Annotated in this window: 12 protein-coding genes and 3 pseudogenes; 3 read left to right on the forward strand and 12 right to left on the reverse strand. The window is 57.1% G+C overall.

The features are described 5' to 3' along the window. Positions 1–111 precede the first annotated feature (111 nt). The 10 genes and pseudogenes from BQ7486_RS09380 to BQ7486_RS12545 form a co-directional block, all read right to left on the reverse strand. Positions 112–912, reverse strand: a complete 801-nt coding sequence (locus tag BQ7486_RS09380; RefSeq protein ID WP_074009819.1) for a TatD family hydrolase — start codon at positions 910–912, stop codon at positions 112–114. 6 nt (positions 913–918) lie between these two features. Beyond that, on the reverse strand, positions 919–1,599 hold the full coding sequence (locus tag BQ7486_RS09385; RefSeq protein ID WP_074009820.1) for an ABC transporter ATP-binding protein: 681 nt from the start codon (positions 1,597–1,599) through the stop codon (positions 919–921). Then, positions 1,592–2,848, reverse strand: a complete 1,257-nt coding sequence (locus BQ7486_RS09390) for a lipoprotein-releasing ABC transporter permease subunit (protein ID WP_074009821.1) — start codon at positions 2,846–2,848, stop codon at positions 1,592–1,594. The genes BQ7486_RS09385 and BQ7486_RS09390 overlap by 8 nt, the downstream gene beginning before the upstream one ends. A 27-nt stretch (positions 2,849–2,875) precedes the next feature. Beyond that, positions 2,876–4,153: an RNA-guided endonuclease IscB gene (gene iscB / locus BQ7486_RS09395; protein ID WP_204207015.1), complete on the reverse strand. Its 1,278-nt coding sequence runs from the start codon at positions 4,151–4,153 to the stop codon at positions 2,876–2,878. Positions 4,154–4,435: 282 nt separating this feature from the next. Then, positions 4,436–4,936, reverse strand: a complete 501-nt coding sequence (locus tag BQ7486_RS09400; RefSeq protein WP_022372422.1) for an aminoacyl-tRNA deacylase — start codon at positions 4,934–4,936, stop codon at positions 4,436–4,438. A 55-nt stretch (positions 4,937–4,991) separates the two neighbouring features. Further along, positions 4,992–5,558: a methylated-DNA--[protein]-cysteine S-methyltransferase gene (locus tag BQ7486_RS09405; protein WP_074009823.1), complete on the reverse strand. Its 567-nt coding sequence runs from the start codon at positions 5,556–5,558 to the stop codon at positions 4,992–4,994. 1,319 nt (positions 5,559–6,877) lie between these two features. Continuing rightward, positions 6,878–7,303 (reverse strand): annotated as a pseudogene (locus BQ7486_RS12535) (IS256 family transposase); the annotation flags it as partial. Positions 7,304–7,342: 39 nt separating this feature from the next. Continuing rightward, positions 7,343–7,465 (reverse strand): annotated as a pseudogene (locus BQ7486_RS12540) (transposase family protein); the annotation flags it as partial. 8 nt (positions 7,466–7,473) lie between these two features. Continuing rightward, complete coding sequence (locus tag BQ7486_RS09425) at positions 7,474–7,761, reverse strand: transposase family protein (RefSeq protein ID WP_143183133.1); 288 nt, start codon at positions 7,759–7,761, stop codon at positions 7,474–7,476. A 283-nt stretch (positions 7,762–8,044) separates the two neighbouring features. Continuing rightward, positions 8,045–8,422: pseudogene (locus tag BQ7486_RS12545) on the reverse strand (transposase); the annotation flags it as partial. A 500-nt stretch (positions 8,423–8,922) separates the two neighbouring features. On the opposite strand from BQ7486_RS12545, the gene BQ7486_RS09440 reads away from it, so the two are divergent. After that, on the forward strand, positions 8,923–9,753 hold the full coding sequence (locus tag BQ7486_RS09440; RefSeq protein ID WP_143183134.1) for an alpha/beta hydrolase: 831 nt from the start codon (positions 8,923–8,925) through the stop codon (positions 9,751–9,753). 692 nt (positions 9,754–10,445) lie between these two features. On the opposite strand, the gene ispH is transcribed toward BQ7486_RS09440, so the two are convergent. Beyond that, complete coding sequence (gene ispH, locus BQ7486_RS09445; protein ID WP_022372830.1) at positions 10,446–11,411, reverse strand: 4-hydroxy-3-methylbut-2-enyl diphosphate reductase; 966 nt, start codon at positions 11,409–11,411, stop codon at positions 10,446–10,448. A 284-nt stretch (positions 11,412–11,695) separates the two neighbouring features. Here ispH and rpmB point away from each other — a divergent pair, with 284 nt between their 5' ends. Continuing rightward, positions 11,696–11,929: a 50S ribosomal protein L28 gene (gene rpmB / locus BQ7486_RS09450; RefSeq protein ID WP_022372829.1), complete on the forward strand. Its 234-nt coding sequence runs from the start codon at positions 11,696–11,698 to the stop codon at positions 11,927–11,929. A gap of 19 nt (positions 11,930–11,948) precedes the next feature. After that, positions 11,949–12,116 (forward strand): 50S ribosomal protein L33, encoded by a 168-nt coding sequence (gene rpmG / locus BQ7486_RS09455; protein WP_022372828.1) that lies wholly within the window; start codon positions 11,949–11,951, stop codon positions 12,114–12,116. 126 nt (positions 12,117–12,242) lie between these two features. Here rpmG and BQ7486_RS09460 read toward each other — a convergent pair whose 3' ends face one another. Further along, complete coding sequence (locus tag BQ7486_RS09460; protein WP_084765878.1) at positions 12,243–12,911, reverse strand: protein kinase family protein; 669 nt, start codon at positions 12,909–12,911, stop codon at positions 12,243–12,245. Between the last annotated feature and the right edge of the window lie 15 nt (positions 12,912–12,926).

The following is a 12,926-nucleotide window of genomic DNA, read 5'->3' on the forward strand; positions in this document are numbered from 1 at the left end:
GGTTTCCGCAGGAAATACGGAAATTTTGAGAATGTATCTCTCCATCATAGCCCAAGCCCGCTGACGCGCCCTCTGTTAAGCGCCTTAGAGCCGGAAAATATTTCGGATGCTTCAGGCTGCCATGCGGGAAAAGACGGCCAGGGCACTCTCCCGGGCAAGACGGGCCAGATTTTCCGGGCTCACGCCGCGGATACGGGCGGCTTCTTCGCAGTAAAGGGCAATGTCGGCGGGATGCGTGCGGCTGTCCGCGTCGGCGCGCCGCCCGGGCGAGGGCATGTCGGGTGCGTCGGTTTCGAGCACAAAGTCCGTGTCGCCGATTTCAGCAAAAATGCGGCGGATGCGCTTGGAACCGGTGTACATGAGTGCGCCGCCGAAACCGAGCTTAAAGCCGAGATCAATGAGGCGCTTAGCCTGCTCAGATGACCCGTTAAACGCGTGAATGACGCCGCGTCTGACACCGCTTTTGCGGATTGCGGCGCTCACGGCATCCACGGCGTGGCGGGCATGTATGGAAACAGGCAGATCAAACTCGGCGGCAAGCTTAAGCTGAGCGGCAAAAATGGGGAGCTGCTCAGCCACTGTCGGTGTCTCGATATAGCCGTCCAGTCCGATTTCGCCCACGGCGGCAAGACGGGGGTCGTCCGCGTGCGCACTCAGAAAGTCTTTAAGGGCCGTGAGTGCCGCTTCAGTTTCCTCTTCTTCAGGGAGAAAAAGGGGATGAATTCCCGCGGCGTAGTGCAGGCCGTAGGTGTGCGCGGCGGAGCGCGCCGCCTCAAAGCCCGCAGGAAACCCGGCGCACACAAGAATGTCGGTGACACCGGCGGTGCGGGCTTCATGAACGAGCTCGGCCCGGTCTTTATCAAAGGCCGGACAGTCGAGGTGACTGTGCGTGTCAATAAGGCCTGCGGGCATCGGCGGTCATTCCTCCCGGATCGTGCCGTCTACAAGGCGCAGGACGCGGTCGCAGCGTGCTGCAATCGTGTTGTCGTGCGTGACGATTACGGCCGCAGCCCCGCAGTCGCGGGCGCTTTCGGCAAGAATGTCAAAAACGGCGACGGCGGTTTCGGCGTCAAGGTTCCCGGTCGGCTCATCGGCGAGGATGCAGACGGGATCAGCAGCCAGGGCGCGGGCCACCGCCGTTCGCTGACGCTCGCCCCCCGAGAGTTCCGACGGAAGGTGCTCGAGCCTTTCGCCCAAGCCCACTTTTTCCAAAAGTGCTTTGGCCTTGGCAAACGCCTTTTCCCGCGGCACGCGGGCAATCAGAAGCGGCATCGCCGCATTTTCCAGGGCCGTAAATTCCGGCAGCAGATGGTGAAACTGATAGATAAAGCCGAGCTTTCGGTTTCTGAGGGTGTCAAGCGCAGCGCCGTTTAGTCCGGCCAGTTCCTCGCCGTCTAAGCGGATGGAGCCCGCGTCAAACCCGTCAAGGCCGCCCGCAGCATGAAGCAGCGTACTTTTCCCGGAACCCGAGGCTCCGATTACCGCGATGGTTTCGCCGCGCTCCACGGAAAAGGTGACGTCTTTGAGAACCGGCACCACGCGGCCGTTTTCGGCGTAGCTTTTACGGACATGCTCTAAAACCAGGACGGGACTATTCATAGCGCAGGGCCTCGGCCGGATGGGTGCGTGACGCGCGCCACGAGGGGTAAAGCGTCGCCGCAAGACTCAGAATAAAGCTCAGCACGGCAATGGGCACGATGTCTGAGGCTCTCGGATCAGAGGGCATCTGACTGATGAAGTAGATTTCCCTGGGCAGAAACTGCGTGCCCAAAAGCGATTCAATCGCCGGAACGATCACATCAAGGTTCATGGCTATCGCAAGGCCGGAAGCTACGCCCGCAGCGACACCCACGGCCGCAACCATGGCACCCTCGATGATGAAGATCATCATGATCGAGCGCTTTGAGGCGCCGAGCGTGCGCAGCACCGCAATGTCGGTCTGCTTTTCCGTCACGGTCATCACAAGGGCGGAGACAAGACCGAAAGCGCCCACAAGCACAATAAGGAAAAGAATCACGGCCATCATGCGCTTTTCAACCTGCACGGCGGCAAACCAGGTGCGGTTTTGCTGCGTCCAGTCTGTGGCGTACTGGCCGCGGGGGAGTTTGGCCGACACAGCGCGGGCAATTGCCGGGGCGTTCTGCATGTCGTCCGTGCGGATGCGAAGGCCTGCAGGGCCCCCGGTACGGTACAAAACGGCGGCGTCATCGATATGCATGAGGCTCATTGTGCTGTCGTACTCATAGTGCCCGGAGGAAAAAAGGGCACTGACCTTCATCTGCTTCATGCGCGGCACAAAGCCCGCAGGCGAAACATTGCCCTTGGGGACGATGAGCGTGACGGTATCTCCGACCGTCACGCCGAGAAGACGCGCGAGGTCTTTGCCGAGAACGATGTTAAAGCTGCCTTTGGTAAGCGTGGCAAGCCCTTCTTTTCCGACGGTCTGCGCGAGTTCACTCACCTTGGGTTCTTCCGCGGGATCAATGCCGCGCACAAGTGACGCTCTGACCGTGCGGCCGCCTGAGAAAAGCCCCTGGCCGGAAACAAAGGGTGCGGCGGCGGCAACCCCGTCAACTTCGGTAAGTTCCGCCGCTTCCGCCTTCCAGTCGGGTAGGGCCCCGGTGAGGCTAACCACCTCCACGTGCGAGAGCACCGAGAGCATGCGGTCACGGACTTCCTTCTGAAAGCCGTTCATGACGGAAAGCACAATGATGAGTGCCATCACGCCCACGGCGATGGAAGCGGTCGACATCCCGGAGATAAAACTCATAAAGCCGTCTTTGCGGCGCCCTCTGCGGCCCGCGCGCATGTAGCGCAGGCCGATCATGAGCTCAAACGGCAGGCTCATAGAAATGCCGCGAGGAAACCCGCGTCTTCAGACGCGGGAGGAATCGCGGCCCTCCTTTCTCAGTTCAGTTAAAAACATCTTTCGCTTCTCAAGAAGCGAAAGTTTCTTGTAGGAAATGCCGGCAGAAATCTTTGTACCGTTCAGACGGCGCACATCGAATGCACCCGAGGAGCGTCTGCCAAAAATAAAGCCGACTTCCCCTTTGCACAGCACCTTGTCAAAGAGCCTGAAGCCGTGCACTAGGTATGGAGCCTGATGGCGCTTGCGCACACCGCCTTTGAGAATCGTCAGCTTGTGGATCTGGCGATTGTGGCGGCGCGTCTGTTTCTGAAACAGGTATTCGCCCCGACGTTTTGCGTCGAGGACGCCAGCAATGCAGAAAGCGTCCGCGCAATGCGTCTTCGGCAAGCCCGCGACGATGCGCTTGTGTTTGGTCAGATACCCGTAGGTATTCGTGACAGGCAATTCGGGATGGCGCTCGCGCAGGCGGTTGAGCACCGTCCAACGCATGATGCCCATGAAAGTCTCTGCCCTGAAAGAAGCGCCGCGCCGGGGACTGAACTGCTTCAACTTGCCTGCGTGATACGCCTTGTGGCACGCCTCACAGAGCGTGATGAGGTTGCCCAGCGCGTCGCCTCCCGTTTTCCGACTCTCAATGTGATGCACGTTGAGAATCAGATCTTTCGATCTGCCTTTGCAGGCTTGGCAAACGTGACCGTCGCGGAAAAGAACGTACTCGCGCACGTTCCAGAATCCGAGCTGGTCGCCCTGCTGATAGTCCGTGCCTTCGACTTCGGGATTCTTGATCTTCTGAATGTCGAAGGATGCGGTTTCAATCACGATTTTGGTGATCGGAAGCACTCGGCAAACCGCTTCAATGCGCGATATGTGCGCCTGAATGCGGTTCTCCACGGACGGCGCAAGCCAACCCTTGTGCTTTGATCGAACGCGATTATCAAAACGCGGCGCACGGCAGCGGGTCTTGCGGTTGCGTCGGGCGCGGCGAAGTGCCAAGCGATTCGAGAGCAAGCCCGTCACGTCCTGCCGCAGTTCGACCTCGGAAGCCAACAACTCTTCCTTGGCGGTCGTTGCGCTCAGGCCGACGTGCTTGTAGCCCGCATCCACACCCAAGGTGATCGGCTGCTTGGTTTCGCCCGTCGGCACCGTCAGTTGAATCACAAAGGGCGTTCGGCGCACAGGCACGGCCTTCCCGGCCCGAAGGAGCTTACGCGCCTTGGGCGGGGAGCACGGCATGAGCGGTTGCCCGCGCATATTCAACACAAAAACTTTCAAAGTGTTCTCCATTGACGGATACCTCACGGGCTCCGTCTGCTCGACCTTGCGGTCGGTGGTGATCCTTCGCCAATGTTGGAAAGGGTTTGTTGTCTGAAGCACCGCTCCTACCTCTCAGAGCTTTTAACCGCAGACCGCAGAGCGCGGGACTAGGATCGACATCCCGCGGTGCCTGTTTGCGTCCCGTCTTGCGACGGAACGGATTCCCAACCAACGGAGTCCGTCCGAAAACGGACTGAGGCTAGTCAACCAAGACTTGTTGCCAAGCCTCTGACTTCAGTCAGGGGTAGTTGACTATTTATGTCCCTCTTCGATGGCCACATGCACGGGCACGGCCTTTAAGGCGTCAACCAAAACGCGCCCTGCTATTTTCACAAGAAAACCGCGCCGACCGCCGTTGATGTAAATCTCGGGCATGTCAACGATGGTGGATTCCACATACACGGGCATCACCTTGCGCGTACCGAAGGGACTAGTGCCTCCGACCATATAGCCGGAATTGCGCTGCGCCTGCTCGGGTTTGCAGGGCGCAATGCTTTTGCGGCCCGTCTGACGCGCGAGGTTTTTGGTGGAGACTTCACAGTCACCGTGCATCAGAATCACGAGGGGCTTGGCGTGCTCATCCTCCATGATGAGGGTTTTCACAACCTGGTGGTGGTCAACGCCCAGCTGGCGGCTGGCTTCCGCGGTGCCGCCGTGCTCCACATAGTTGTAGCTCATTTCAACAAAATCCACATTGTGTTTTTTGAGCCACTCGGTGGCGGGCGATGCGCTTTCGTGTTTGGATTTACTCATGATCAGTGTGCTGCGGCAGTGTTCTCTCCTGCCGCAGAAAAACGGTTTTCCGCGATTATGCCGCGAAGGCGAGTTCGTGCAGTCTGAGCCAGGCGGCGATTTGTGAGAATTCTTGTTGTCCGAGCCAGGTTTTGGGGGCAAAAGTTGCGGGGTCGGTCACATCAAACCGTTTGATGTCGCCGGCAGCGGCCGCACGGTGGCAGGGAATCAAAAGCGGAAAGGGGTTTGAGGCCAATATCCGGCTCACCGCGGCCACGGCGCCCGGTCTGCCGCATTTGGCGGCAATTTCGGCATAGGAAAGAACGGTGCCCGGGGCGGTTTCACACAGCGTACGCAGCACCGAGCGGGAAAATTCCGGGAGGTTTGTGAGTCTGGGGAGCTCAAAAAGCCGGGCGACATCGTGCGCCGCGGCCGGTGCGGGTGCCGTGAGATAGCCCTCCAGCACGGCAAAAGCCCGGGCGATGACCTCGGGCGCTGCGTCCGGTGTTTCGCAGGGCGTGAAGTCAGGCTCAATCTGCCAGAGCGTGCCGAAGCATTCGGTGAGGATAAGGCTGCCCCAGGGGGCGGGCATGCGCCAGAGACTCCTTTCCGGGTCTTCGCCGTAAAGCGCAGTAAAAGACATGTGTGTTCCTTAATCCTTAGTTCCCGCCCAAAAGTTGTTACTACACATTTGGGCGGTTTTTAATTGGGTATTCCTTTGCAGGCTTGATCCCGAGAAGCTTGTAGATGTCGTTGTGTTCTTTGACCATCTCGGCTGGAATAACAGTCTGATCAAAGACTTTGGCCTTCTGAGTTCGCATGCGCGCGAGAATGCGGTCGAGGCTAAACAACCCGCGCTTGAAAGCGCGGGGTTTCCTGACACGGTGCAGGCTTTCCCGTAACAGGCAAGGTTTTTGAGGCCTTGTCTGCCCGGGCGTCCCCTGCACCACAGGAACATTTAAAACGCAACCGCTCTACGGGGACGGGCTTCATCAGCTCGATCCGTCGGTTCCGGCGAAGGACTGCTTCGTCTTGCCGATTCGCTGGTTTGTACTGCACTATCGATCCGGCGTTCCCTGAGACTTGTTTGTGCCTCGCAAGCGCTGATTGCTCAGCCTTCAGATCGTAGCTGTCAGTGGCGGGATCCGCAAAATACAGGTTCATGGCGGCCGCAAGGTCGCGGTCCATGTACCAGCCCGTATCTCCCAACTGATGACTTCTCTCCCAAAGAGCTTTCTTCCGGTACGTTCCCGTTTCGGGATCGTGCTGACTCAGGCGCAGTTTCCGGGGACTGACTTTCACCACACAACAGCCGGCGCTTTCAGCCTTACTTGTCATCCGGGTTATCAATCCTGCAATACCGCTTTTGCCCAAACTCTTGCCGTATCCGGATCTCTGAAATGCTTTGTATGAGTTCTTCTCCACAATGACGGTGCCGGCCCGGCCGAACACCTGGTTAATCACTTCGCCGTGCAGGCAACGGCGGGTTTGCGCCTGGCGGCGGTACAGATCCGCAAGTTTTGCCCTTGTTGCCTTATAGGTCTTGGATTCCTTCCAGACAATCTTTTTTCCGGCGGCTTTAACGGTGCCGTCCGCGTTGTAGCACTCCCGATTCGTGTCTCTGCGGGAGCGGTCCATGGCACGTAAAAGACGCGCAATCTCCTTTTCCTGAGAGACAGTGCCCGCGCTCACCAAAATCTNTGTTGACTGCCTGATCTTGTTCTGCAGCATTTGCAAGACGACTGTTGCGATAAATGTGGGTGTGTGTAGATTTTTGTGTCTAGCGCGGGTTTACGGTTGAACTTGTTGGCTCGCTAACAGGGGTATTTAACCCCAGGTACTTCGGGGCTGTCAAGCTCCATTTTTTCTATCAGAGGTAATGCGATGATTCAGGGTACGACGGCGGCTATGCAGCGGCGCGCCGCTACCGGAAAAATCGCAGTTTCGTCTCATTAAGTTGTAAATGCGCTGAAGTGCCAAGTAAATCAGCTTCTTGGCGGATTCTTCATGCGGAAACATGATTCGAGTTTTGATTACCTTCCGAACGCCACGGTTGAGAGCCTCAATACTGTTGGTCGTATACAACTACTTCCGAATCGACCGGGGAAAGTTGAAGAAGGGTATCACCTGTGCCCAGGCAGAGCGCCAACTCTGCGCTACATACGGGTAACGTTTGCCCATAGGGCTATTTTCAAAGGCCACCAAGGCCGCCAACGCTTCTTCGGGGGTATTGGCCTGGTAAATGGGCTTTAAGCCGGCCATTACAGCCTTTCGATCCTTGTGGCTGACGAAGGCTGTAGAGGCACGGATGAGATGGACAATGCAGGTTTGATGTTGCGCCTGGGGAAATACGGCTTCAATGGCTTGCGTCATNCGCGCCGAGCTGTCAGGTTCTAGAAAGTCTTTGGTCCTTTCAACGCAGCGACCTACGGTTTTCCAGTCGATGCGCATGAACTTACATACGATGCTGCGGGGCAGACTGCGGGCCAGCCAGGCCACCGTCAGATCAAAGTCTTTGGTGAAGCGCGAGCCATGGAAGGCCCACGGCACGGCGGCGGTTACGACGCCGTGTTTGGGGCAGCAATACGGTAGCTCTCAGCCTGCAGATAGACACGAATGCCGTTTAAATCACCAGCGCGCCAAAGGCGAACCTGATCGTTTCGAGCAGAGTCGTACCTGGGGCTCTTCCTGTTGCAGTGCGGGCACCGGCAACGGTATCCCCGGGTGGCGTGAACCTGGACCACTGCAGATTTTGTACCGTCAGTTTCGTGAAAGAATTCAATGTCCTCGATGACGGTGCCTTTGACATTGAGAAGATGCTTGAATAAAGTGGTGTCCCGAGCCATTCCGGTCCTTATTTTGTGAGTGTCGACAGCCACAACTTTAAAGACTGTGAATGGCTTTTTTGTTAATGAAATCTGAAGAAAGGCCGGCAGTCGTGCTGCTCGCCCTGCCTATTCGGCGGCCGTTACGGAGAGAGCCCCCGGTACTCGCTACGCTGCATACCTGCGCGCGGCCTGCGGCCGTGCTCGGTATTTCGCTACGCGATTACCGGGGTCTCTCTCCGTATTTGTTAACAGGCTCTCGTTGACCAAAATCGGGGGACGAACTACCCACACATATGCCCGAAGAATCCATCGAGTCATTGAAATGCCGTGAGTGCTTGGGTACCAGGCGGGGAACATAAGTCCCCTTGCGATCGCGGGGAACCTGGATTTCTAAATCGCCTTTATTGCCGTGAAGCGTTTTCTTGCTGTACCCATTGCGTTTGTTTTCAACGCTCTCAGCCGACGATTCCTCTTCGTTGAGATTTTCGTCTTACTGTGTCAAATGGTGCTTCAGTTCCCCTTACAGGACGGCGTTGATGAAGCGTTGGGCTACGATCTTCATCGCTTCGTTGAAATGAGCCTGCGTTAAGGCCGTTAAGCCGCCGGCTTCCATCAGTTGCTCTGCGGCATCGTTCAGAATGGCCTGTGGCTTGTCGGTAAATTTTACGGTGTCGTTTATTTTGGGTGTGCGGTGTGCCACGGTGATTCCTTTCGCGCCCTACGGGAGCGCTATTATCGCTTGGACACAAAAAACCTTACATCCCCCCCCCATTGCTGGTGCTCAAGTTGGCCCGGCACTATCTCTTTGGTGTTGTGAAGGAAAGCGCGAAAAAAACTGTACGCGTTTCCATTGCCCGGCTCAGGGCCAATGTCATCCTGGTGACTTCTAAATGGAGCTTAACACTGAATTCCGTCCGACTGACGCTGCCCTCAGTATTGCCGGGAGCCAGAGAGTTGGAAGCGCTTTTCAAGGTATCGATACTCTGACGCCTGAGCGTCCCCGGCTCACAGAGCGTGCCATCGGGGGTTGGGGGCATTGCACCCAAAATCGAGCCCCGCGTGAATTTTTGCCATGATGCCCCCAGAATTATCTCGATTTTTGATCTTGCACCAGCCTGCCTTTCTGAAAAATCAAGCTGGTGCAAAATTCAGGTTAAAGAACGCAAGAGGCTGAACATTATGAATATGAATGACAAAAGAATCCTCGCGGCCGCCGCCGTCTTAGCAATGGGCGGCATCTCGCAGGCTGCGGAGCCCGTCTGCACGATGACGCTCACGGCCGGTCCGCATGCCGGGGAGAACGGAAGGCCCGTCACAGTCTTTTACGTGACCGACGGCGCAAGGCTGGGCCCTGCGGTTTCCGGTATCTGCAACCTGCTTTCGGGCACGAAGGGCGCCGCATCGACCTGTGCCGTTGCGGCCGTCGACGTGCCCGATCGCACCGCCTTCCTGACGCCCACGCGCTCGAGCATCGGCCGCAATGGTCGAGACACCGGAAAGCCCGCTCAGGGCGGGCGCGCCTCGGAACTCGTGGAATGCCTTGAGAAGACCGTGAAGCCCGAAGTTACCAAACGCTTTGAAGGAGAAGCCTTGAGGCACGTCCTCATGGGCCACTCGTTCGGCGGACTCTTTGCGCTCCACACCATGGCGGAGCGCCCCGAGCTGTTTGATGCCTGGGTGGCGGCCGATCCGTCCCTCTGGTGGGACGGCGGCGTGCTCGTGAGAAGCCTGGAGGCAAAGCCCGGCTCGGGACGCCCCGGCGCATTCGTTTATGCGGGCTTCGGCACGGCTTTGAGAAAGGCGAGCGGCACGACGGCAAGCCACAACCTTGCGTCCGAAAAGCGCTTTGAAGAGGCTTTAAGGTCCTTTTCGGGAACCGAAAGCGCGGTTCTCGTCGACGACTATCCGCGCGAAACACACGGGACGATTGCCGTGCCTGTCTTCCATGAGGCGATGAAGCATCTGATTTTGAGGCCGAAGAACGACGCAGGGACGAAACCGGCAAAGTGACGCTTGTCTCTCTGTAAATAAAAAAACGCCGCAGGGATTATCGTTCCCGTGCGGCGTTTCTATTTGTGCGCTCGGCATGAGCGCGTTCTAATGGGTGAAAGTCCCGAGTGCAGGGGGTAGCACCAAGCACATAGCGAAAGAGCAAGGGTGTCCGCCGCGAAGCGGGATCTGAAGGAAGCTGGAGGCAAACCACTGACCTGACGTACAGAAACTGCATAAGGCATTCGAAGATGGGTAAGTCTGCAAAACAAGATGAAGCCCGAAGCTACACGGAATCCGAGGTGTAGATGCAGCAGGTACATGGTGGGAAAGAACGCGTTCTTTCCCGAGGAGGGCTCACGGACTTCAATGCAACAGCATTGTCGGAGTAAAGCTTGCCGTGAGTAGTCAGCAACGGTCATAGTAAGCAGGGCAGTACCTGACGAAGGACCATATTTATAGGAGTACGGTGCCGTAGACACAAAGTCGCATGGCGCAGAAAACATAAGAAACCTGTCTGAGTTTTGGTACCCACGGAATGGGAAGAGAAACTCAGGAGGGCGCAACGGCCGTGATGGACATGGAAAACACCGCACATACCCCGCCTGCTTTCACGGGGATCACACTTGAAGCGATACTGAGCACTGAAAACCTTACATCCCCATTAAAAACCGCCCAAATGTGTAGTAACAACATTTAGGCGGGAACTAAGGTTAATTCTTTTGTGAGCGCGCTTCATCAAGGTCGCTCTGCCACAGGCCCTTGGGCATGGGAAAGGCGACGTTTTCGTCCGCGGCCGCCGCAAGCGTTGTGACGCTTTGGGCACCGAACTCTTTCTGAATCATTTCCACAACCCCCTGAACCAGGGCTTCGGGCGCGGAGGCTCCGGCGGTGATGCCGACTTTTTCAACGCCGGTAAGCCAGGCGCGGTCAATGTGTTCGGCACTGTCAACGAGGTAGGCCTTCACGCCGCACCGTTCACTCACCTCACGCAGGCGTGTGGAGTTCGAACTCGTGGTCGATCCGATCACAAGCACAAGGTCCACGCGGGCGGCAAGCGCCTTTACCGCATCCTGACGGTTTTGCGTGGCGTAGCAGACATCGGCTTTTTTGGGTTCTGCGATGCCGGGGAACTTTTGCTTGAGCGCATCAATCACATCGCGGGCGTCATCCACAGAAATCGTGGTCTGCGTGACATAAGAAAGGGTGGAGGGGTCAAGTGTTGCCGGAAGGTTTTTCACTTCCGCCGGGCTTTGCACGAGCGTGATGCCGTCCTTGACCTGCCCCATCGTGCCCTCGACTTCCGGGTGCCCGGCGTGACCGATCATGATGATGCGGCGGTTTTGCTGCCTCATGCGGATCACTTCGCGGTGAACCTTCGTGACAAGGGGGCAGGTGGCGTCAAAAATCCGGAAGCCCCGTTTTTCCGCTTCCTGCTGCACCGCAACCGGTACGCCGTGCGCGGAAAAAATAAGGGTGGCGCCGTCAGGCACATCACTTAAATCTTCCACAAAGACCGCACCCTGTTCCCGGAGCCGCTCCACCACGGTTTTGTTGTGAACGATCTCGTGACGCACGTAAATGGGAGGGCCGTAGACGGCAAGCGCACGTTCGACAATCGCAATCGCGCGGGTGACGCCCGCACAAAAACCGCGGGGCTGGGCAAGAATGATCTGCATGGCAGTGGTTGCTCTGTAAATTTGAGTGTTGGCGAAAGTGTAGAAGAAAAACGCCGGCGGCTCACAAACGCACAGGCGCGCGACAGTGTAGAATGCGCCCTTCGCGGTGAGGGCGCACTATGCAAATGGAGCGCCCGCGGCGGGCTTCTCTTCTGCCTGAGAAATCAGAGGTTTGGCAGAGGAGGATTTTTGTCGTATAATCATCGTCTTTCAGTTTTCGCGCTCACGCCCGGATATCGGCGAGGCGTGAAGCGTTTTTAATCAACTTTTTACGGGAGTTAGCGATGGCACGAGTGTGTCAAGTCACCGGCAAGGCGCCGATGGTCGGCCATCAAGTCTCGCACGCGAACAACAAGACCAAGCGTCGTTTCATGCCGAACCTGCAGTATCGTCGTTTCTGGGTCGAAAGTGAAAACCGTTGGGTCCGCCTGCGTTTGACGACGGCTGGTCTTCGCACTGTCGACAAGATCGGTATTGATGCGGTTCTCGCGGATCTGCGCGCCCGCGGCGAAATCTAACCTGACAGGAGATTGAACCATGGCAAAGGGTGCACGCGAAAAAATTAAGATGGAATCGTCCGCAGGGACGGGTTACTTCGTCACTACGACGAAGAACAAGAAGACCTCCACGGGTAAGCTCGAACGCAACATGTTCGATCCGGTTGCCCGCAAGCACGTCCTCTTCAAGGAAACGAAGCTTCGTTAATCCTTGCTGTATCCCAGCGCTGTGCGAGCGCTGACGATCCCGAAAACCGGCTGCTGAGTGATGCCTCAGCAGTCGGTTTTTTCGTTGTCGGGAAAAAACGGCGGCCCAAAGGCCGTATCAGTCGGATTATTTTCTGCGGGGAAGACCGAAGTAGCCCTTAAACGGCCAGAGACGCCGCCAGCGGTTGATGCGGGTGAGTTCGGCTTCGCGTTTTTCACCCATCGCATCGGGCTGAAAAATCTTCCACTTTTTGTAGGCTCCGCTCATGTCAAGTGCTTCGAGCGATTTTTTGAGCCATACGGGCATGCCGGCAGTGGCAAGCGCTGACTGAAAGTCAATGACGGCAGGGGTTTTATCAGGCCGCATCAGCACGTTGCCGTTACTGCGGATGTCCAGATGCACGATTCCGGCGCGGTGCATGCTTTTGATGAGTTCTTCCAGGCAGATCAGAAAGGCCGGGGTGACTTCCTCACGGGGAAGTTCGGCAAGGGTTTTGCCAGGAATAAAGGTAAGCGCCACGGCGTTTTCATCGAGTCTGAAGGCTTCTGCAGAAAAGCCGTCGATGTCGGCCACATAATGCGCGGCCTTGAGTTCGCGTGCCAAAAGAAAGCGCCCGAAGGGACGCACGAAGAAGGGGCGCGTTGAAAAGTCTTTGACCGTCCAGGTACGCCCGGCGAGGGTAACCCGCGTGACGACGGCGTTAAAAAGCCGTCCGTCACGCAGCAGAACTTTTTCGGCTTTTTCAAAGTCAGCCCGGGTAAAGGGCTGACCGGGAAAAGCGTCGTTTATCGTCACAGCCGAAAAGTCTCA

It is taken from the genome of Duodenibacillus massiliensis (assembly GCF_900128485.1).
GTDB classification, from domain to species: Bacteria; Pseudomonadota; Gammaproteobacteria; order Burkholderiales; family Burkholderiaceae_F; genus Duodenibacillus; species Duodenibacillus massiliensis.

Bases quoted from the DNA above. Each gene is read 5' to 3' on its own strand.
- BQ7486_RS09380 (WP_074009819.1), bottom strand. From the start codon at position 912: ATGCCCGCAGGCCTTATTGACACGCACAGTCACCTCGACTGTCCGGCC.
- BQ7486_RS09385 (WP_074009820.1), bottom strand. From the start codon at position 1,599: ATGAATAGTCCCGTCCTGGTTTTAGAGCATGTCCGTAAAAGCTACGCC.
- BQ7486_RS09390 (WP_074009821.1), bottom strand. From the start codon at position 2,848: ATGAGCCTGCCGTTTGAGCTCATGATCGGCCTGCGCTACATGCGCGCG.
- iscB (WP_204207015.1), bottom strand. From the start codon at position 4,153: ATGGAGAACACTTTGAAAGTTTTTGTGTTGAATATGCGCGGGCAACCG.
- BQ7486_RS09400 (WP_022372422.1), bottom strand. From the start codon at position 4,936: ATGAGTAAATCCAAACACGAAAGCGCATCGCCCGCCACCGAGTGGCTC.
- BQ7486_RS09405 (WP_074009823.1), bottom strand. From the start codon at position 5,558: ATGTCTTTTACTGCGCTTTACGGCGAAGACCCGGAAAGGAGTCTCTGG.
- BQ7486_RS09425 (WP_143183133.1), bottom strand. From the start codon at position 7,761: ATGGCTCGGGACACCACTTTATTCAAGCATCTTCTCAATGTCAAAGGC.
- BQ7486_RS09440 (WP_143183134.1), top strand. From the start codon at position 8,923: ATGAATATGAATGACAAAAGAATCCTCGCGGCCGCCGCCGTCTTAGCA.
- ispH (WP_022372830.1), bottom strand. From the start codon at position 11,411: ATGCAGATCATTCTTGCCCAGCCCCGCGGTTTTTGTGCGGGCGTCACC.
- rpmB (WP_022372829.1), top strand. From the start codon at position 11,696: ATGGCACGAGTGTGTCAAGTCACCGGCAAGGCGCCGATGGTCGGCCAT.
- rpmG (WP_022372828.1), top strand. From the start codon at position 11,949: ATGGCAAAGGGTGCACGCGAAAAAATTAAGATGGAATCGTCCGCAGGG.